Raw genomic sequence first — 20,654 nt, 5'->3', positions numbered from 1 at the left:
CGGAATTACCAATGAAAAAGATCAAATACATGATATTGTCGCTGGCGCTCGGCCTGGGAAGTTGCCAGGATATCGATACGCTGCAAAAGGACCCCGGCGCGATCACCAATCCATCCGCGGACCTTATCCTCACGGGGATACTGAGCAATACCTGGGATTCGCCTTGGAGTACGGATCACCGTCATAACCAGTTCATGACGCAGAATGAGGCCTACTACGACGGCCAGGCTTATGGTTGGACGACAGGTTCCTACGACGTTTTCTACAATTCGCTACGCAATGTGAGCCGCATGGAAATCGAAGCGACCAAAGCCGGCGACGTGGGTACACATTATCTGACGCTCGCGAAGTTTTTCAAGGCGTATTTTTATAGCCGCGCGACCGAAATGTTCGGCGACGTACCGATGTCCGAAGCGATCAAAGGCGTGAGTGATGAGGTTTTTAAACCGAAATACGACAGTCAGAAGGACATTTATATCCAGGTTTTGAAATGGCTGGAAGAAGCCAACGCGGAAATGCCTGCGCTCATCGCGAAAAAGCCGGCTATTTCGGGCGACTACCTGTACGGCGGCGATCTCGTTAAATGGCAGAAACTGATCAATTCGTACCGTTTGCGGGTACTCATCAGCCTTAGCAAACGTGCCGACGATACCCCCGACCTGAACGTGAAGCAGCAGTTCGCGGCGATCGTGAATGACCCGGCGAAGTACCCGCTCATTACCACCAATGCGGACAACTTCCAGGTTGTTTACAACACCGTCAACACTTACCCGCTATGGCCGAGCAATGGGGTAGTTGTCAAGAATGACAAGCGTAATACCCTCGGCGCCACGTTTGTGGATATTGCTAAAACCACCCGAGACCCGCGCCTGCTGGTGGTGGCGCTGCCTGCCGAGGCTTTGAAAAGCAACCCGGATGTGTTCCTTCGCTATGGCGGCGGGAAAACCGGCGATCTGCAATCGACACTGCTCGAAGAGGCCGGAAAAGGATTGCTTTCCATGATCAATTTCGACTACTGGGAAGCGTCGGCCGCCGGCGTGCCGGCGATCCAGCTGGGTGCCCACGAGGTGAATTTCAGCATTGCGGAGGGGATCAATCGTGGCTGGCTCACCGGTAATGCGGCAGATTACTACAATAAGGGTGTCACCGAATCGATGAAGTTTTACAATATTGCCCAATCGGAAATTGATAAATTCCTGGCAGCGAACCCGTACCCGGGTAATACGGACAAAGGTTTGCAGAAAGTGCTCGAACAGAAGTACATGGCATTCTTCGAAAACTCGGGACGACAGGCATTCTACAACTTCCGCCGCACGGGAATTCCGGCATTCGATATCGGGCAATCCAATGCGAATAACAACCAGATCCCTGTCCGCTGGGCTTACCCGACCTCGGAATACACGACCAATGAGGCGAATGTGAAAGCCTCGCTCAAAACGCAGTTCAACGGGGCCGACACCCAGAATGGCGTGATGTGGCTTGTTAAATAAAATTTCTCCTTCCTCCGGACAGACCGTCCGGAGGAAGTTTTTACTTTTCCGGACTCTTAACCTTAACATCATGAAAACCTCTGTACGCACCTCGATCCTGGCAGCGGTATTCACAATGTCCGTGAGCATTGTGGCTGTCGCCCAAACCAAAACCAAAAATGTGGTCATGATCTCCGTCGATGGCTGTCGCTGGCAGGAGATCTTCCGCGGCGCGGATTCGGTTTTGTTTTATACCAAAAAATACCGTCAGCAGGATTCTGCCGCGATGAGCGCGAAATATTGGGGCAAAACAGTTGCTGAGCGTCGTAACAAGCTGATGCCTTTCTTTTGGAATACCATTTCAAAACACGGGCAGCTTTACGGGAACCGCGACCTGGGTAACCTGATGAATGTTCGCAACAAATACTGGTTTTCCTATCCCGGCCGGAGCGAGACGCTTTGCGGGTATTACGACGAGAAGGTCAACAGCAACGATTACCCGAACAATCCGAACGAGAATGTGCTGGAATTTTTCAACCAGCAAAAAGGGATGGAGGGTAAAGTGGTCACATTTGCTTCGTGGGATGCGCTTTCCCGTATTCTCAACCGTGACCGCAATGGCATGCTCGTCAACATTCCCGGTGAAAAAGTGAAGGGGAATAACCTCACCGAAGCCCAGAAACTGGCCAACGAACTCCAAAATTACCTGCCGGAATATTTCGGCAAATCAGTTCGCTTCGACGCGCATACCTATGCCCTCACCCGCTCATACATCGAGGCGAACCACCCGCGCGTAGTGCATATCGATTTCGCGGATATGGACGAGTTTGGGCACCACGGTCAATATGATTCGTTCCTCGACGGCGCGCATTATGTCGATGGCATGGTAGCGAGCCTCTGGAACTACATGCAGGCCGATCCGTTCTATAAGGACAAAACCACCATGATCATTTATCCCGACCACGGCCGCGGCCTCGGCGACCGCTGGACGAGCCACGGTACCTCTGCGCCGGGCTCCAATGAAACCTGGATGGCAATCATAGGCCCGGATACCCCGGCGAGCGGCGAAATGAAAAGCCAGTCGCAGGTTTATCAAGACCAATTCGCCCAGACTGTTGCGCAACTGATGGGTTTGAAGTTTACGGCTAACCATCCGGTGGGGGACGTGGTGAGGAGCGTTTTTAAATAATATTAGCAGCTTGGGGCCGAACGGAATTAATACAAATTTCACAGCCCCAAGCGCTGTTTTTTTATTAGCTTGCCATCAGTTGATACCAAAAGGCTGATAAATGGCAGCCATCCGTAATGAAATCAGATTTTTCCAAGAAATTCTCCAAACCCGTTTTCAAAAGGGACGTTCCCGACGATACATTCAAGTACCAGCCTGCCCCGAAACCGTCCGGGAAATATCCTTATCATTTAAATCTTGAATCCATTGACCCGGTGCCCGACCAGAACAAGCTGGCCTTTCATATGGTGGGTGATACGGGCAGTATCCGTACCCCGGACTTTCAGAAACTGGTAGTAGGGGAGATGGTGAAGCAATTTGAGGCGACGGAGAAAACAGGGTATGAGCCGCAATTTCTGTTTCATCTGGGCGATGTGGTGTATAACTTCGGCGAGGCCGGCCAGTACCAGCGCCAGTTTTTTGAGCCATACCAGAAATATCCGGGACCCATTTTCGCGATACCCGGTAACCACGACAGCGATATCAATCCCGACAGCCGCGTGCGCTACAACAGCCTGGATGCATTCACGGCGGTTTTTTGCGATACGGAGCGACGGACGGTCCCATTCAGCGGTGATGCCGAACGCAAGAGCATGGTGCAGCCCAATGTGTACTGGACGCTGCTCACGCCATTGGCGAATATCATCGGGATGTATAGCAACGTGCCGAAATTCGGGGTGGTCACCAACGAGCAACGCGAATGGTTGGTTCAGGAACTCAAAAGGGCAGACAACGAGCGGCCCGATAAAGCGGTAATCCTTTGCCTGCACCACTCGCCTTACTCGGCGGATATCAACCACGGGTCGAGCATGCCGATGATCGAACTGCTGGAAGGAGTTTTTGAAGAAACAGGTATTTATCCGGATATCGTTTTCAGCGGCCACGTGCATAATTACCAGCGATTCAGCCGACATTATCGTAGCGGTCGTGTGTTGCCATTTATAGTCGCCGGCAGCGGTGGCTACGACGAGCTGCACCCTGTGGCTTACACCAGCGACTATCGTTTCACCAGCGACCTGCCGGAGTTTGAAGGCATTAACCTCGAAAACAGCTGCGACACCAAACACGGCTTCCTGAAAGTACTTCTGGAAAGAACTGCAGACGGCATCACGCTCACCGTCGAATTCTACACGCTCCCGCACGAGCGGCGCGCGGAGCCGGGCGTGAACGCGGCGCTCGAAGACCGGTTGGTGCTGAAAATTTAAATGCTTACTATCTGTTGTAGATATATTCCTGTTCGAGAAACTTTTGGTTGTTGGCCAAAACCTGGTACTTCTTCACCGGCCAGGGCCCGGTGTAATCGTACGCATACCGGATTTCGGAATTGACGGACTCTCCATTCCGCACAAGCGTTTTGATGAGGGTTACATTGCGTTGTGAACGAAACGCGGGTAGACCATCCCTGCCCGTCAAAGTATAATAGGGATTCGGATGTTCGTCGTACTCGAACTGCGTCTCTTCTTTTACCTGGTCGGTAACAGGATCTAGTACTTTGGTCCTGACAATGTTGCCTTGTTGAAGATAAAGGTAGGTGTGCTGGACCGCTTTTGTGAGCATATTCTGCTCGACAATCCGTACAATATTCTTTTCGGGATATGAATAAGTCCTTGTAAAATGCTGTGGCTTGGGGCTCGCGGCGGATTCTTTGTACTCCGCCGCAATCAGCGTGTCACCTTTATATTGATAGGTAAAACCGGCAATGTTGGGGTTGATGCCGATCTGTTGTTCAGCCAGCTGATAATTGAGGTATTTATATTTGCTCACTAATAGCGTGTCCCCGTTTTCCTTGTACTGAATCTCTTGTTCCATCAGGTTGTTGCTATTGCGGCGGTACTCGACTTTATAATGCGACTGATCGGTCAGGTAAAAGCGGGCAGCGATAATCACCGGTTCAGCGGGCGGGTCGATGATGATGAGCGGTTCTTCAGGTTGTTCCATACAGGCCGCACAGAACAGGGAGAGGAATAAGAATAGTCGAGTTTTTTTCATCTTTTTGACTGTTTTATTCTCCTGATGTCCTACGCGGCGTAAAGGTTGTAACCGTTTGTTTTATTTTCTAAAAAAGCATTGGACCGTTCGGCTATTTTCCCATCCACACCTTGAAATCTCCTACCTTTTCCCTGCTTACGAGCACCTCCTTGTTATGAGCGGGACGCAACGTGAGTGCGAGCCGGTTGCCAAAATAGGGGTCTATTTTGTCGACTGAGCGGTGGGTGACCATCATGCCGCGGTTGATACGGAAAAAACGGGCGGGATCGAGCGATTCGGCGAGTTCGTCGAGCGTGTAGTCGACGAGCATTTTCTGGTTGGAATCGGTCATGAAGAAACTGTAACGGTCGTCGGTAAAGAAATAGGCAATTTCTCCGACTTCAATGGAAAGCATTTTTTGTCCCTGCTTCACAAGGAAACGCTGCCGGTATTCAACAGCCGATGCCTTTTTGAAATCTTCCAGCAGCTTCCGGATGCCTGCCAGCGAATGGTCCGCGACGGGCTGGCTTTTCATTTTTTCATACTTCTGTAACGCCCGCTGCAAATCGTCGCGATGCACGGGTTTGAGGAGGTAATCGATGCTGTTGTGTTTGAACGCCTGCAATGCATATTCGTCGTACGATGTCGTGAAAATGATCGCACTCGTAACTTCGATCCGGTTGAAAATCTCGAAGCTCTGGCCGTCGGATAATTCGATATCGAGGAAGATCAGGTCGGGATCAGCCTTGCCTGCAGCGCGGTTTTCATGTACCCATTCAACGGTTTGCTCGATGCTGTCGGTAACACCCACCACGTCCAGCGTCGGCGCTACTTCTCCGATCATCTTTTTCAGGCGACGGACCGACAAATCTTCATCTTCAACGATAAGCGCATTCATACTTTCAGGAAATCAGTGGTAAAGTTACTGTAAAAAACTCGTGGTTACTTTCGATCACAGGCTGGGGCAGGCCCGGCCGGTATTCGCTTAGCAACTGGTATTTGGTTACGATATTGGTTAGCCCGACGTGCGTGGATTCGATGTTTTCGGCACCGGCCGTCAGGTTTTTTTTCTGCAAATTGTTCCGCACCATCAATTGCCCGTCCACGGTACTTAATATAAAGATCGTGAGTGGCCGGCTGGCGCGGATCACGTTATGCTTCACGGCATTTTCGACGAGCAGCTGTAAGGTCAGCGGCGGAATGCGGCTATCCATGAAGCACTCTTCCACGTGGATGTACAGCTTCATACCGTCGCCATACCGGGTTTTGAGCAAGTGGCCGTACGATTCAATAAACGATAGTTCTTTTTTTAACGTCGTTAATTGCCCGAAATCACCCTGGTCGACGGACGAATGATTGGTTTGCAGGAGGTACCGGTAAACGCGGGCCATTTCGTCCACAAATTCCTCGGCCTTGCCTGCGTCTTCACCGATCAATGCGGAAAGGGAATTTAATGTATTGAAAAGAAAGTGCGGGCTGATCTGTGCTTTCAGACTTTCGAGCTGCCCGTTGACATTCTCCTTCATCATCCGCTCGGTATTGATCTCATGCTGGCGCCAGCGTGCGAGGGCATTGAATGTCTCCCATAAGCCGGTGACCAGCACGATGGCGACCAGGTTCAGGATATAAATGATCACAAGTGTGTGGACGGTTAGCGTCGAGGCGAATAGCCGCTTGTCGATGTAAAGCCAGGCCGTCAGCAGCACGAAGCCGCCTGAAACCAATGCGTAGGAGGCAATGGATAATGCTACGCGAATGAGCGTTTTTTGCAAATCGCTGTAATGGGCGGTAATGTAGCCTGCCACGCGCGACTGCGCGATGTACGCGGCCGCCAGAATGCCCGCATTCAGCAAAGTTGCTTTCAGGAACAGGCCCGGATCGCCGAATACATGCGCACCGACGACGATGTAATCGAAAAGCAGCAGGAATACCAACGCAGCCGCGATGTAAGCTGTTACGCTTCCCGAGGGGATTTTGTCCGGAAGTTTTTCAAACAATGCTCTTTTCTTCATGGTTAGGCAACCGAGTGGCCCGTTATGGGCTTCCTGAATCTCACTGCGGCAGTTCCACTGCGGCAATCTCAAAAATAGCGTAATGCGTGTAACCGCAAGCACAGAAGTTGCATCAACTGTATTTTTATCGGCATGAATTGTCATCTCGCCGGAACCTGCACCGGCGACTCGGGCAGGAGCGGGATCGTCACGGAAAATGTGCCGCTGGTTTCGTCAACCGTTAGTCTTCGGGGTGTAAAGGTCAGCAGTTTTGCCGACAGCCCCCGCAATCCGGTACCGGTGGCGCTGAGGGTACGGTGGCGCATCTGCACATTGTTGGTAACCCGGATGGCACGATCGTCGGTCAGCATGATCGTGACCGTCAGCGGACGACTGGGCGATAGCACATTATATTGAATCGCGTTGTCAAGCAGTATTTGCAGCATCAGCGGCAGGATCATCAGGTCGGGCGGGCAGCGTTCGGGAAGGTGTACGACGAGCGCATCATGGTACCGCACTTTCAGCAATCTGACATACACTTCCAGAAAGCTGAGTTCGGATTGCAACGGTACGAGTTCGGTCCGGCCACCTTGCAACATGTAGCGGTAAATGCGCGCGAGGTCTTCTACAAAATCCTCGGCTTGCGCAGGATCGGCGCTGATGAGCGAAGAAAGCGTATTCAGGCTGTTGAACAGGAAATGCGGGTTAACCTGCCCTTTCAATGCATCAAATTCGACTTCCGCCGACTGCCGGGCCAGCTTCTCATCGTCGGCCTGGTCATTTTTCCATTGTTGTAATGCATAAAACAAGCCGAGGAGCGCGCAGATGAACGCATCGCACAGTAAGCCGACGAGTACCATGGGCCAGATTTTCGACCAGCTGAATTCGACGTCAAGGCCGGGTACCAGACTGTAAATCCAGATATCGAAAACCATGAGCAGTACCGTCGCTGCTGCGAGTTTCCAGAGCATTTCCAGCATTTGTTGGAGGATTTGACCTACCGCTGCGCAACCGGCCGTTTTCCGGATGACGGTCGTCAGGATCGCCACCGACGACCAGTAGACGACGAATGCCAGTGAAGAGGCTGCCAGGAAGCTGGGCCAATGTATAAAGTACCGTTCGCCAATCAGATAATAGTTGCCCAGTGCGAAGCAGACGGGCATCATCGCGAGATGGTACCACCATTCGTACTTCGAAAAAAAAGCTGGCTTCATATTTGGGGCGTCAGATAATTCGCTGAACAGCCGGCAAAATTAAAACAATTCCCGAAGCCGGTAGCCATCATGTTATGGCCGGCTACTATCCGGTACGCATTTGCTTTCCTATTTTTATTTTGAATGAAAATAATCAGGGTTGTCGGGTTTAATAATTTGTAATTAAACTAAATAGGGTATTTCTTTGCTGGAAAAGCGTTCAGGTACGTTTTTGTGCAATCAAAGCGCCTTTTCAGGTAGCTATCAACCCAAACTGCATTCATGTCTCAAAAAAAGACAGCCCTTGGCAAGCTTATCGGAACCTTACACCTCTGGTTGGGCCTGGCGTCCGGGATTGTGATTATCGTGCTTGGTCTTACAGGCGCTGTGTATGTTTTCACGGACGAGATCAAACCGCTGGTATACCGGGACCGCCTTTTTATCCAACCAGAAAACAGACCCAAGCTGCCACTGAGCCAGTTACAGGCCGCGGCGCAAAAAGCGGTGGGAGCAAAGCGACCGGTGACGCGCGTCGAAATATCCTCCCAGCCGAACAGAACCTATATTTTCAGGGCATTAAAGGTCGATAAAGAGGGCTTTTCGCATTGGGATTATTACAAATATTACGTGCGGGCGTACGTCAACCCGTACAATGGCCAGGTCGTAAAGCTGGAAGATTCGAAAAACGAATTTTTTACCCTCGTGCTCGGGTTGCATATGCGCATGTTGTTTGGTGAAAAGATCGGACATACCGTGGTAAGCTATTCGGTGCTCGCCTTTGTATTCATCCTGATTTCCGGACTCGTGCTTTGGTGGCCCGCAAAATGGAATAAATCGGGTAGGGATAAAAGCTTCAAAATCAAATGGAACGCCAAATGGAAGCGGGTTAATTACGATCTGCATAATGTACTGGGTTTCTATGCTTGCGTGATCCTTTTCGTGTGTGCCGTGACCGGGCTGGTCTGGGCTTTTGAGTGGTTCGAAAAAGGCGTGAAAACGCTCGCCGACGGCGGAAAGCTGGCGGAGGTTCCCGCGGTGTTCTCCGATACCACGCAAATTAAAGACGCAAAGGTTGTCGACCGCGTATTTGCGGCATTGCAAGCCGACCAACCCAAAGCGTACGGTTACCTGATCAATTTTCCCGCCAAGGGCAAGCTGCCCATCAATGCAGCCACCTACCTGACAGCAAGCAACCGTTACGACCGCATTCAGGGGCAATACGATCAGTTCACCGGAGCGAAACTACGTTCTTGTTCTTTTGATGAGCTGACCAACGGCGAGAAGGCATACGCTATGAATTTCGATCTCCATGTAGGTGCATGGGCGGGCTTGCCGAGCAAAATCCTTACTTTTTTTGCAGGATTAATCTGCGCCAGTTTGCCGGTTACCGGCTTCGTGATCTGGTGGGGCCGCCGTAAAAAGGAGGGAAAGGGAAGAAAGGGAATAAGGCGGGGGCAGGAAATGCGCTCACGTCGTCAATCGAGCACCCGGACCTTTCCAAAGCCAGCTTACGTATCGATGTCATCCCGCCTGTCCGAGGAAGAAAAATAGACCGATTACCGCGGAGCAGAATATCAGCCAACCCCAAAACAACCGGGCCGGCGGCATACTTCCGTGTGCCAGTACGCGCACGCCCAGGGGCACAAGCGCAATGCACAGGCAGGTCGTTGCGATCACCGACATGACGGTCCCGCCCTTCAACACCCCGATCATCAGCGCCGACATCATCGCCAATGCTACCACACCTACGGGCCGCAACGTTCCCGAAAGCCATGCACCGACGGCGAGTACCGCCCAGCCGAAAAGAATAGCCCCGGAAAGCGTCGATACAATGTGAAATGCGCCGTAGGATTGTGCTACTACTTCGGTGGCTTTGGGCAAACTCAGGATATTCACAAGCTGGAAGGCCAGGTGGTTGATCCCGGAATGGAAAGTTCGTGCAAAGAGCCCGAACAATACCAGGCTGCCGCCCCATACCGCCCACACCGGTTTCGTGCGCCCGATCAGGTTAGCGAGGGTAACAATGGCTGGCCATAGGAGGATATTTCCGGCGAGAAAGAAGCTGTAAGCCGTAAACATCAACATCGGGTGGCTCTGGTAGGCCCTGAGTTGTTCCGGAAAAAAGAAATCGAACCGGAATTTCAACAACTCGCCCGCGAGCAGCAATACGGGCGCGAACACGAGCGAAATACCGCCCAGCCAGCGCCCGGGAAATGGCAGGTGACCGAAGTCTTCTTCAAAAGTTTTCATGGCTAATAGTTTTCACAAAGCTATGTAATGTTAGGTACTATGTATTACATACTACATGATTGGTTTAATAAAAGTTTGTACGGCGGGTGGCGGTACCCCTACAAACAAAGCAACCGGTTCGGGCCGGTTTTACAAAATATTGTAGATCAGTAGCTCAAATAGTAGATGACTGCCTACTGCCGTCGTAGTCGGGCCATAAATCCGCCTCCGGGCGCCAGTTTAAGTTTCAGCGTGCTTCTGGAAGTTAGCACGGCCTTGGAAAGGTGATAATCGGCCGGGTAACGGTCGGCATTGACGCCGTCCTCGCAAATGGTAGCCTGATAGCTGCCCGCCGGAAGGAAATTCAGGGGAATATCGAGCTCCCGCTCCGTTGAATTGTTCAATGCGCCGATGTACCAGTCGGCGCCCTTTTTTCTGGCGGTAACGACGTACTCACCGAGCCGGGCATCGAGCATTCGGGTGGTATCCCAAACAGTGGGAATGCTGCCGAGCAGCTCCATGAATGCGGGTTCATTGAGCCCCTGCGACGGGTTGCCGGCGAAAAACTGGATCGGGCTTTCATAAACCACGAACATAGCGAGTTGCTGCGTCCGGGTAGTGAGCGACATTACGTTTTCCGGCATCGCGTGGAAACCTTTGGGCGTCGCATTGTTCAGCATTCCCGGCTCATAGTCCAGCGGGCCGGCAAGCATACGGATGAATGCCAGCAGTACATTGTGTTCCGGCGTCGCTTTGGCGCTCCACATATTGTATTCAGAGCCTAATACCGCCTCGCGGGCGACCGCATGCGGGAATGTCCGGTTGAAACCGGCAGGTTTGAATGCACCGTGAAACATCAGCATGATCTTGTGTCTAGCGCAGGCCTCTGCTATCTTGTAATAAAACTGCACGGCTTTCTGGTCGTCGCGGTTGATGAAATCGGTCATGATAAAATCCACGCCCCATTTGCTGAACTGTTCCAGGGCCGGCTCGAGCTGTTTATCAAGCGTGAGCGCGAGGGTCCACATGCTCACGCCAATGCCCTTGCTTTTGGCATAGGCCATGATTTCCTCCATGTTAATATCCGGATTGATCTTGAACAGGTCGTTATTGTCGCTCCAACCGGCGTCCATCATGATGCGTTCGAATCCAAACCGTTTCGCAAAATCGATATAGAATTTATAAGTCGCGGTATTAATGCCGCTTTTAAAGGGCACATTGAAAATATTGGAAGTAATAATCCATTCATCCGTGGCCTTGCCGGGCTTTACCCACGAAACATCCGTTACACGCGAAGGGCTTGCAAGTCTGTACACGAGGTCATTGCCCGGTAAATCCTTGTCTTCCGGCGCGATAATCAGCACCCGCCAGGGGAAAGCGCGTGTGCCCTTGGTTAGGGCAAGGAAATCGGCCCGTTTGGAAACATAGCGCGTCGAATACAGCTCCCTGGTTTCCGTTTCCTCGGCGGGGTAGGGGGCAAAGCGGCCGAACAGGGCCTTTTCCGCATTGCCGCTCAGGAACATGCCTGGGTAGTCTTCCAGGTCCGACTCGGTGATGCCGATTTTGGGCAAATCCTTCGGCGCGATCAAAATCGGTGAGAAAAACAGGGCCTTGGAATGGATCTGTTCCAGGGGTTTGGTTGTGTAGGGCTCTTCGAAGCTCGTATGATAAATGTCGACATTCGAAGACGCCGCTACTTCCGGAAAATACACCGGATGATTTTCCGGGAAACGGAAGGCAGCCGTTTCGGAGCGAACGGTGATGCTGCCGGGGAACGATGTGGCGATGCGGTAGGCGACCCCGTCATCATACACCCTGAAAATGACGGCGAAGGCATTGGAAAGGTTGATTTTTAGCTCCTTATAGCGATCGGGAATGCGGATACGCTTTTCGGGCACCGGTGAAATAATGGTTTCGCTGATGTTCCTTTCCGTAAACTGCGGCTTGGAAAGGCCGTCCGAAAGTTTTCTGCCGTCAGAAAGGACCATGTCTATTTCGGAAGGTGATACGATCAGCTGGTTTTTGAAATAGACGCTGTACCGCAGCAGGTTGTTAGCCTGGGCGACCAGCCGGATGTTGCCATTCGGGGATGAGATCTCCCGCGTGGCCTGTGCGCGTACACAAGAGAATGAGAGCAACAGGAAATTCAGGAAAAGCAGTTTTCGCATAGCAGCCGTGATTGAGGGTGGGGTAATTGCAATGTACGGGATTAATATGCTATGACGAAAGTTTAGAAAGGCTAAAAATCGCTGGCACGACATTTTTGCTTTGTAATAATAATTGTTACAAGTAACTGTTTAAGTACTTATTGTGACTGATCAAGCAAATTAAAAGGGGATTAAAATCGACTTTAATTATTTCCGTATTAGTCATTGAAGGAGAGTTAGTTTTCCAATTTAGCGACAATACAGTGCGGATTTTCAGCGACTGACTTTCTCTTATAACTTAAATCTTAGGTGAAAAAAATAGCGGCAAACTAGTTCTACGCTCTCCAATTGCACGAGTCGCTTAGGATGTAGTGGCGGCATTCAATTCGAAAAGAATATGTTTGGTGTTCTGCCTCAAAGAGGCCTGTCCAATCACCTGCGCCGCATATATCGGCTTGCCAAACGCAAATAAAGTTTTGTAACCGTATGAGACAAATTTGTTTGCAAACCGCGTTGTTAATACGATAGACAGATAGCCGATAAGCACGGGGTATAAAACTCGTCCTGACGTGTAGTCTATTCGGGGAGAACTATCGCATATTGGAAACGGATGGAAATTGATCCGATAGCATTAATGGTGTTAGTAAGGCTTCCAATTAAAATCAATTTTGAAATGGAAAGTAAAAAACGCTAAATAAAAATGGCACCGGAGGCACTGGCATAGCGATTTTTTTTCGGCAGTTTTGAGCAATTAATTATTACAAAAAGTATTTTAATAAAATGTTAACTTCATTACTTTTGCGAAAGTAATAATCCACCAGCAACCCGTAATTTATTTATGAAAGCAAGAGCAATTAAATTTTTTTCTCCCGAGGATAATGTTTCGGTAACGAAAAAACCTCAGGAGAAGCCAAAGCCTACCGGCTATGTTTCATCCTCGGGCAAGCTTGTTCTTCCTCCAAAAACTTTGGAAGAATTAGGTATCGAACCTGAAACAGCTCGCTTTAAAATCGGAGCGCAACAAGGTAAGAGAACCTTGAAGCATCTTTATCTGATCCCGAGCTCGGATGAAAACGGCACATTCGTCCTTAGCAGAAGCGGCCGCGGATATTCTATCCCGCTGGAACTGATTCTCCGTAAAGGCGGTGTGGATTTTGAAAATACAAAGTACATTTTTGAGGTAACCCTTTTTAATTATGAAGAAGGCGTTGTCGGTTTTGAACTCACTTTGGGAACGGAAGAACCCAAGCCGGCTTACACTGGCAAACCCAGGGGGCGCAAACCGAAGAATGCAGTGGTTGCTTAATGATATCTACAAAAAAGGGTCCGTTTTCCGGACCCTTTTTTGTTCAGTACTGATAAACAATGATCGTTTCAGCTGGTCAATGTATTCCGGACTGGCTCCGGGATTCCAAACAGATTCTTCCGGCTGTCGGCCGCGAAACGCCGCTCGGCAAACCCTGCGGTTACCAGCCAGTTAAGTGATTCATAAACAGTTGCGGGACTGATTTTAATCCCTCTACTGCGCATGTCGCGCCATAATGTATCACCATCAGTAAATTCGTCGGCGACCAGCAATTGATCGGCCACAATGACCCGCTTTTCGGCCAGCCTTATTTTGTGGCGGATGCAATAGGCACTGATTTGTTCGTACAGGGACATGCGAATGAATAAAGCTTTAAAAACTATTTCCCAACTTCCACCAGCAAAGTGGCGCTCCGCCAAAATGCTTTGTATTCCTTTCCATTCAAATTGCCGGTTTCTTTCCAGCTTTTGGATGCTTCGATGTAATAGGTGCCCGGCCAGAGCGGAACAAATTCGGCCAGCCCTTTTTCATCGGTGCTGATTTGCTTGCTCCATCCGGATGGCGATGCCACAGTGACGTAAAGCTTTTCATTTCCGTTATGTTTGAAAAGTCCGCGCAAATTGAGCGGGCTATTTACTTTATAGGTTTTCGCAGGGTCGGCAAAAACATTCAGTTCATTCGTATTTGCGGCCGGATTATTACCGGCGTCGGCCTTGCCGACGGTTACTAATGCGCTGGCATTGAACTGATAAACCGTTGTTCCACCCAAATCCTTTGATGTGTGACCTACCGATAAAGTGTATACGCCCTGCTGGTCGGGTGTGAATTCTGCCGTGAAATGATCGTCGGCGGCAACGGTGGCCAGTTTGGTGCGTTTTTGGTCCGGCGCGATGAGCCAGAGCTCGAAATCCTTCACATCCGAATACCATTCACCCAGCTTTTCGGGTTGATCGCCGGGCTCGGCATAGATAATTTTAACCGACTGTTTCTGACCGGCTTTTCCTTTCGGGGCTGTCTGGATCCATAATGCGTGGGCGAAGAGCTGTGCCGAGCAGCACAGCAGGAAGGCGGCGATTAGAAGTTGTTTTTTAAGCATGATTTGAGAAAAATGAGTAGTAAAAAGCGAAGGCTGAGCCCAGGGCACGCCTCACATGTGGACTTGCAAATATAGTTTATTTGTAATAAGTCCAAATAATATTTGAATTTAAATTGCCACAAAAAAAGCGCTGTATAAATGGCAGCGCTTTCGGATTGATTTAGTAGACGATTCCTAATCGCAAGGCCCGCAGGCCACTCAGCCCTTGTAAATCTTCCAGTTCGAGCTCCTCGGTAGCGGGTTCCAGTGCGTTTGTTTCCTGCAAATAATGAATGAAGGGCAGGTAATCTTCGATATCGCGTTGGTGCAGGTAAATAAGGGCGATTTTGTCGGGCTGGGTAAGCCGTTCCAATGAATTTTTGATCCGTACCTTGTCGATACGCTTCTTGATCATCTGGTAACGGATATTGTAAGCTCCCTCCACATCGAATTTCCGCTCGTCGCTGCGAAAACTGATGTCGATCATGTGGTTATGGACAAAAATCAGCTGCGTAGTGTGCAGCTCTTTCGGCATTTCGCCGAGCAATGCGCGGGTTAGCTTCGCCACTTCGATCATCGACGACAGCTGCCATAACCGCAGGTTTTTAAGGTGGAAATGGTTGAATGGCTTCTCCGGGGCAATCGATTGCCCGATGTAAATGTCGTACTCGATGCCGTCGGTCCTGAATTTCTCGAAATAGCATGGATAGGACTCCTGTAATATTTCTTTCTGGTCCTCGAAATACCCGTTTACGGCTACATTGATCAGTTCCATGGAGCGGTCGAGTTCCTGGCGGTGTCGGTGCACTTCGCCCTGGACAGGGTGGGTGATCCCGATGTACCCGTCGATGAGCGGTGCCGTGCGTGGGTCCTGCTGGGACAAGTGAACGAGGTAGTTTCTGGCTTCTTCATTCAGAAACGTGTTCAGGTTATTCTCCGAAGTACTATTCAGTTCGCCCTGGTCAACCGCCTTTTGCCATTTGGTACAATGAAAGCGCAACTCCTGCATGAGTGAAGACCGGTCGAAGGCCGCGAGCGCGTTCAGGAGGTCGTTCAACAAATCGAGATAATGGCCAAGATCAGCCCGGATGGAAGTATTACGTTCGTTAGTAGAATTGCGGATGTCGATCGCACCATACAACGGGTACACGTCGTAGAACGCGATGTTTTCATTCACTTCTGGAAGGCCCTTCTTTCTGCGATGCAGGTAATGCCAGGCGGCTTCATTGAATTTCCATTGCACCGCGGGCTGTATCGAGGTGAATTTTTCCTTGATAATGCTTTCCAATTCCAGATTGAACTCCTCAATATAAATGTCCAGCAGTTGCGCAACGGGCGCGAATGCCATTTCGAGCGAAGCGAGTTTTTTCTCGTCGAAGCGCTCATCCTCCCAGGTATGCATACAAAGGACGCCCACGAGTTTCTGATCCACGAAAAGAGGGACCAGTGCCAGTGAGCGCACATTCAGGTCGCGAAAGGGGGCTAACCAGCCGATTTGGCGCTCGTCCTCGCCCTGGATGTCGGGCGAAAAGAAGGAATTCGGTTTGGCGGCATAACCTTCCGCCTGGCGCCGGAACTCTTCGGGCGTCAGGCGGTTTTCGCCCCAGATTTGAAAAAGTACGCCCGTGCCTACCTGCCCGTACCCGTACACAGCCTGCCCGTTCACGCGTACGAAAGGAAAAAGGTCGAATTCAATGCGATTGTTCTGAACCAGCGTTTTCAACGACTGGATAATGCGCTGGTAGCGGTTCGGGCTGTCGCCCGGCACCCGGTTGAATTGTACCTTCCTGATATTTTCAACGGCCATTTTAGCCGTCACGTCCGACACGGTGATAACTGCGAAGCCCCGGAACCGGAACATATCCAGCGGCAGGACTTTCTGCAATTGCAAATGCCCGTCCTTTTCGCTGAAATGCGCATAGATTTCCACGAAGTTGAGGTCTGGCAGATCCCGCGTGGCACTCACTTCAACAAATTCGGGGCTTACCAGTACTTCGTAGAACCGGTACAGGCCGGTTTGGGTGTCCGTCCAGGCGTGGTACTGCTGTATTTTCACCGGGACCTGAAAATTGTAAAGTCTTTGCAGGATCAGGGTGTAGATCAAATGCAGACGCTCTCGCTGGTAATCTTCGGGATTCTTTTGCAGTTCGTATTGCGAATCGGCCGGCTTCATATTCAGCATTTCGAAAAGCAGGTCGGTACCGTAGAAAATGTGCGGGTACAACGGTTGGCACATGCCCCAGGCCAGCTTATGTTCCGACGCGAGCGGCGCCGAGAGGCTGCTGTAAACGTATTCGAAGAAATCGCCGTACCGGTGCGCTTCGTCGAGCGGAACGTCTCCCTCGGGGAGCTGGTGCTCGCGGAAGTACGTCAGTATGTTTTTATAAAACGTGGATTTGAGCGTTTTCTCTTCCGTAACCCGCTGTTCGAGGAAACGGATATACGGCATAAAGGAAATGGCGGAGTCGAGGTCGAGCGGGAGTGCCCTCATTCCGGAAACGTCGAGTACTTCGTTTTTCATGGTGCTATGGCTGGCAATGCGAGCCTAAATATACGACACGCCGTCCGAAAAAAGCGCGTCCGGGCATTACAGCCCAAACGCGCCCGTTGGTCCTGGCCGAAAGCCAGCACAGCAGCTAGGCGAGGTCTTCGCGGAAAAGCCCCGGTTCCATCCTTATGTTTAGCTTTTGCAGCATTTCGGCGCGGTTGAATCCGGTTCTGAGATTTTCGGCCTGCACCAGTTCCCTCGCATTATGTACGGCTTCCTCGTTGACCCACGTAGCGAGGGTGATATATTCGGTATCTCCGGTTTCCGTGACGCGCTCGTAGGCGTGGTCGCGTATGAAGCCCGGGAGCGTGTGGATGTACGCACGGGCAATATGCTGGCGTTCGAGGAATGTTTCTTTGGAGGCCGCGGGAATGAGGTATTTACTGATGAATGCGACCTGGTCGTGGTTTGGTTGTTGTTCCATGATTTTGAATTGAATGTAAACAGCATTTGGTTTTTTGCTGATACAAAATTCCCGCGCAGCAGCCTGCCATTCTTGTAAAAAATCATTGATTTACCAAAACACCGGAGATTTGAAAAACTCGGTAGGGGTGAGGCCCGTGAAGAGTTTGAAGTCCTTGTTGAAATGCGGCTGATCGAAGTAGCCTGCATCGAGCGCTATCTGCGCCAGCGTCTGGCCGGAGCGGCCCTTCTCCACGACGGATTTCATCCTCACAATATACGCGAATTGTTTTGCGGAAAGCCCGGCTACTCGTCGGAAACGCTTCTCGAACACATCCTGGCTCACGTGCAGCGAGGCTGCCAGCTCCCTGATGCGTAACTGGCCGCACGCGTTATGGATCTTTTGAATGGCAATCAATACCATGTTATCCGGCGTTCTGCCGCTCACGCGGCTGATCAGAAAGCGTTCGATCAACGCAATGCGCGCCGTGTGCGACGGCTGTTCCGCCAGTTGCTCTTCGAGCAGGCCGGTGTCCCTGAAACCGTCGAGGGCGTCCATCGGAATGCTGGTATCGCTCAATTCGTGCAGCGGCTCGCGGATGAACGGCGCAATGCCGCCTTCCCGAAAAACGACCAGGATGTTGATCGTACCCGAACCATATTGCATAGCCCGCCCGGATTTTCGCAAGCCCGAAACGACGATCGGTTCGAGCACATCGGTGCTGCCGTTGTGATTGACAGAAACCTGCCCGCTTAACCTGAACACCATCACCGGCGATGTTTCGGGCAGCACGTGGTTGACCACCTCCGACGGTGTTTCGATCACCTTGTAGGATTTGATAAACGGGCTGAGCTCCGGCGTCGGGAAATAGGTCTCGATAGTCATTATTCCCGGAACCTGAATGAGGCTTCAACGGTTCCCGCTGCCCGGGAAATCGTGTGAACGGTGCTTCGTAAAAGTGTATCGCATTTCCGGATTTTTGTATAAGTCGCCGGCGGAAGCGGCCCGGTAAATTTGTAGCATCAAAACACCAAAACAATTGTCAATCATGTCAAAAACAATTTTTATCACCGGCGCTTCCAAAGGATTCGGCCGTATATGGGCAGAGGCTTTTTTGAAAAGAGGGGACAAAGTGGCGGCTACCGCCCGCAATACTGAAACGCTGAAAGACCTTGCAGCGCAGTATCCCGACAGCCTGTTGACCATTCAACTGGATGTAAACGACCGCGCAGCCAGTTTCGCGGCTATCGAGCAAACCAACGCGCATTTCGGCAGCGTAGACGTCGTGATCAACAACGCAGGTTACGGTTTGTTCGGAGCGATCGAGGAAACCAGCGAAAAAGAAGCCCGCGACCAGATTGAAACCAATGTTTTCGGCTTGCTATGGGTTACCCAGGCTGCCATTCCGGTGATGCGTGCACAGGGCGGCGGTCACATTATCCAGGTTTCCAGCGTGCTGGGCGTGGCTACATTGCCGGTACTGGGCATTTACAATGCTTCGAAATGGGCGGTTGAAGGATTGAGCGAAACGCTCGCTTCGGAAGTGAAAGACTTTGGTATTAAAGTGACGATCGTAGAGCCAAACGGCTTCTCGACCGACTGGGGTGGAGCTTCGGCTTCCCATAGCGAGCCTATCGCATTGTACGACGGCATCAAGGAAGCACTTTACGCCGGGTTGACGCCCGATACCATCGGAGATCCACAGGCTACACCGGATGCGATCCTGAAAGTAGTAGATGAAGAAAATCCGCCATTGCGAATTTTCCTGGGCAAAGTAGGGTTCCCTTGGTTGAGCCAGGTGTACGCCGATCGCCTTGCCACATGGGAAGAATGGAAAGAGGTTGCGGACGCGGCTCATGGCGGTGCCGCTATCGGCCAGGTTACCGCCTGATTTTTAGATAAATTTGATTAAAACTTGTTGTCAGCCTGAGCGCACGGGGCCGCCCGGCGGTCGGTACAGCACCGACGTTTCGACCGCCGGGCGGCCCCGTGCGCTCAATGTGACAACATCATTGCGTTTGCTGCAATTTTTTAACCGTTTCAAATACCATGGACCATTACAAAAGTATCAGCGAGCTGCATCGCGCCAGTAATATGTCGGCGCCGCAGCACCCCATGATCAGCATGTTCACCTGCGATGAGCTGAAAAGTTGTACGCTGGGTCGCCGGGAGTTTACGACGGATTTTTACATGATCGCCTTCAAAAAGATCAAGGCCGGGCATATCCTTTACGGACGTACGAAATACGATCATGAAAACGGTTCGATGCTTTTCTCGAAGCCCCGCCAGGTAATCGAAATGAATAATATCGAGCTGGAAGAAAAGGGTTTTATACTTTATGTGCATGAAGATTTCCTGAACGGGCACCCCCTGCATTCGGAGATCCGTAAATACGGCTTTTTCGACTACGAAGCCAATGAAGCATTGCATTTGTCGGAGCGGGAGGAGCAGATTATCTGGGACCTTTTCAGCCGCATTCAAAGTGAGTATTTCAATAATACCGACGAATACAGCCGCGACATTATGCTGACCCACCTGGATTCGATGCTGAAATATTCACAGCGCTTTTACAAACGTCAGTTCATCAACCGCACGCAACTTTCGGGAACGACCGTTTCGCGCTTCAACGCGAGCCTGGCAACGTATTTTGAAGGTGGTAACTTCCAGGAAAAAGGCTTGCCGTCCGTCAAACTGATGGCCGATATGCTCAATACCTCGCCGCGTTACCTAAGCGATCTGCTGAAACAGGAAACCGGCAAAACCGCTATCGAGCTGATCCATATTTTTCTCGTTTCCGAAGCCAAGAATATGCTGCTCAGCACCGACAAAACCGTAGCGGAAACCGCTTATCTTCTGGGTTTTGAAAACCCGCCTTATTTTTCGAGGCTCTTCAAAAAGGAGACAGGGTTTAGTCCGAATGAATATAAAAAGCGGGTTGAATTTTCGGGGCAGGCTGGGGTGGCGTGACTATTCGAATGGTTTTGTTTTTGTTGTTGCATGCCTACGGCATTACCGATAGTCATTGAGGTGACGACATGCTACCAACGTTACATCGCTAACGCGATTGAACCAAGATCCCCACCTGGTTCGAGAAGAG

General features: G+C 50.9%; 18 protein-coding genes. 7 read left to right on the top strand and 11 right to left on the bottom strand.

Annotated elements, in window-relative coordinates; all coding sequences use genetic code 11:
- The first annotated feature begins 11 nt into the window (after positions 1-11).
- From J7619_RS09790 to J7619_RS09780, 3 genes are all read left to right on the top strand, one after another.
- On the top strand, positions 12-1,490 hold the full coding sequence (locus tag J7619_RS09790) for a SusD/RagB family nutrient-binding outer membrane lipoprotein (RefSeq protein WP_291197426.1): 1,479 nt from the start codon (positions 12-14) through the stop codon (positions 1,488-1,490).
- Between the two features lie 70 nt (positions 1,491-1,560).
- On the top strand, positions 1,561-2,658 hold the full coding sequence (locus J7619_RS09785; RefSeq protein ID WP_291197424.1) for a sulfatase-like hydrolase/transferase: 1,098 nt from the start codon (positions 1,561-1,563) through the stop codon (positions 2,656-2,658).
- Between the two features lie 116 nt (positions 2,659-2,774).
- Positions 2,775-3,902: a metallophosphoesterase gene (locus J7619_RS09780; protein ID WP_291197422.1), complete on the top strand. Its 1,128-nt coding sequence runs from the start codon at positions 2,775-2,777 to the stop codon at positions 3,900-3,902.
- 7 nt (positions 3,903-3,909) lie between these two features.
- Here the strand turns inward: J7619_RS09780 and J7619_RS09775 are convergent, their stop codons facing one another.
- The 4 genes from J7619_RS09775 to J7619_RS09760 form a co-directional block, all read right to left on the bottom strand.
- Entirely contained in the window at positions 3,910-4,686 is a 777-nt protein-coding gene (locus J7619_RS09775; RefSeq protein WP_291197420.1) for a hypothetical protein, read from the bottom strand.
- Between the two features lie 91 nt (positions 4,687-4,777).
- Complete coding sequence (locus tag J7619_RS09770; protein WP_291197418.1) at positions 4,778-5,563, bottom strand: LytTR family DNA-binding domain-containing protein; 786 nt, start codon at positions 5,561-5,563, stop codon at positions 4,778-4,780.
- Positions 5,564-5,567: 4 nt separating this feature from the next.
- Entirely contained in the window at positions 5,568-6,677 is a 1,110-nt protein-coding gene (locus J7619_RS09765; protein ID WP_291197416.1) for a sensor histidine kinase, read from the bottom strand.
- A 140-nt stretch (positions 6,678-6,817) separates the two neighbouring features.
- Positions 6,818-7,870, bottom strand: a complete 1,053-nt coding sequence (locus J7619_RS09760; RefSeq protein WP_291197414.1) for a sensor histidine kinase — start codon at positions 7,868-7,870, stop codon at positions 6,818-6,820.
- 261 nt (positions 7,871-8,131) lie between these two features.
- Here J7619_RS09760 and J7619_RS09755 point away from each other — a divergent pair, with 261 nt between their 5' ends.
- A complete protein-coding gene (locus tag J7619_RS09755) occupies positions 8,132-9,400 on the top strand; it encodes a PepSY domain-containing protein (RefSeq protein ID WP_291197412.1) in 1,269 nt (422 codons plus the stop codon).
- Here the strand turns inward: J7619_RS09755 and J7619_RS09750 are convergent.
- Together J7619_RS09750 and J7619_RS09745 are read right to left on the bottom strand one after the other, a co-directional pair.
- Complete coding sequence (locus J7619_RS09750; RefSeq protein WP_291197410.1) at positions 9,371-10,099, bottom strand: hypothetical protein; 729 nt, start codon at positions 10,097-10,099, stop codon at positions 9,371-9,373. The two genes, J7619_RS09755 and J7619_RS09750, sit on opposite strands and share 30 nt — an antisense overlap.
- A gap of 173 nt (positions 10,100-10,272) precedes the next feature.
- The gene (locus J7619_RS09745; protein ID WP_291197408.1) at positions 10,273-12,246 is read right to left on the bottom strand and encodes a glycoside hydrolase family 97 protein; all 1,974 of its coding nucleotides are present in this window, start codon (positions 12,244-12,246) and stop codon (positions 10,273-10,275) included.
- Positions 12,247-13,063: 817 nt separating this feature from the next.
- On the opposite strand from J7619_RS09745, the gene J7619_RS09740 reads away from it, so the two are divergent.
- Positions 13,064-13,531 carry a hypothetical protein gene (locus tag J7619_RS09740; RefSeq protein WP_291197406.1) on the top strand — a complete coding sequence of 156 codons (468 nt, stop codon included), beginning with the start codon at positions 13,064-13,066 and terminating at the stop codon, positions 13,529-13,531.
- Positions 13,532-13,599: 68 nt separating this feature from the next.
- On the opposite strand, the gene J7619_RS09735 is transcribed toward J7619_RS09740, so the two are convergent.
- The 5 genes from J7619_RS09735 to J7619_RS09715 form a co-directional block, all read right to left on the bottom strand.
- Positions 13,600-13,887 (bottom strand): Fur family transcriptional regulator, encoded by a 288-nt coding sequence (locus J7619_RS09735; RefSeq protein WP_291197404.1) that lies wholly within the window; start codon positions 13,885-13,887, stop codon positions 13,600-13,602.
- A 23-nt stretch (positions 13,888-13,910) separates the two neighbouring features.
- A complete protein-coding gene (locus tag J7619_RS09730) occupies positions 13,911-14,627 on the bottom strand; it encodes a DUF4198 domain-containing protein (protein ID WP_291197402.1) in 717 nt (238 codons plus the stop codon).
- Between the two features lie 160 nt (positions 14,628-14,787).
- Entirely contained in the window at positions 14,788-17,127 is a 2,340-nt protein-coding gene (locus J7619_RS09725; RefSeq protein ID WP_291197400.1) for a GAF domain-containing protein, read from the bottom strand.
- A gap of 115 nt (positions 17,128-17,242) precedes the next feature.
- Positions 17,243-17,578, bottom strand: a complete 336-nt coding sequence (locus J7619_RS09720; RefSeq protein WP_291197398.1) for an antibiotic biosynthesis monooxygenase — start codon at positions 17,576-17,578, stop codon at positions 17,243-17,245.
- Positions 17,579-17,668: 90 nt separating this feature from the next.
- Entirely contained in the window at positions 17,669-18,442 is a 774-nt protein-coding gene (locus tag J7619_RS09715; protein ID WP_291197396.1) for a helix-turn-helix domain-containing protein, read from the bottom strand.
- A 163-nt stretch (positions 18,443-18,605) separates the two neighbouring features.
- Here J7619_RS09715 and J7619_RS09710 point away from each other — a divergent pair, with 163 nt between their 5' ends.
- Entirely contained in the window at positions 18,606-19,448 is an 843-nt protein-coding gene (locus J7619_RS09710; RefSeq protein ID WP_291197394.1) for an SDR family oxidoreductase, read from the top strand.
- 158 nt (positions 19,449-19,606) lie between these two features.
- Entirely contained in the window at positions 19,607-20,524 is a 918-nt protein-coding gene (locus J7619_RS09705) for an AraC family transcriptional regulator (RefSeq protein WP_291197392.1), read from the top strand.
- Positions 20,525-20,654 lie beyond the last annotated feature (130 nt).

The sequence above is a fragment of the Dyadobacter sp. genome (assembly GCF_017744695.1).
Lineage (GTDB): Bacteria > Bacteroidota > Bacteroidia > Cytophagales > Spirosomataceae > Dyadobacter.
Note: the sequence above shows the minus strand (reverse complement) of the source record. Positions and strands in the feature narration are given on the sequence as shown.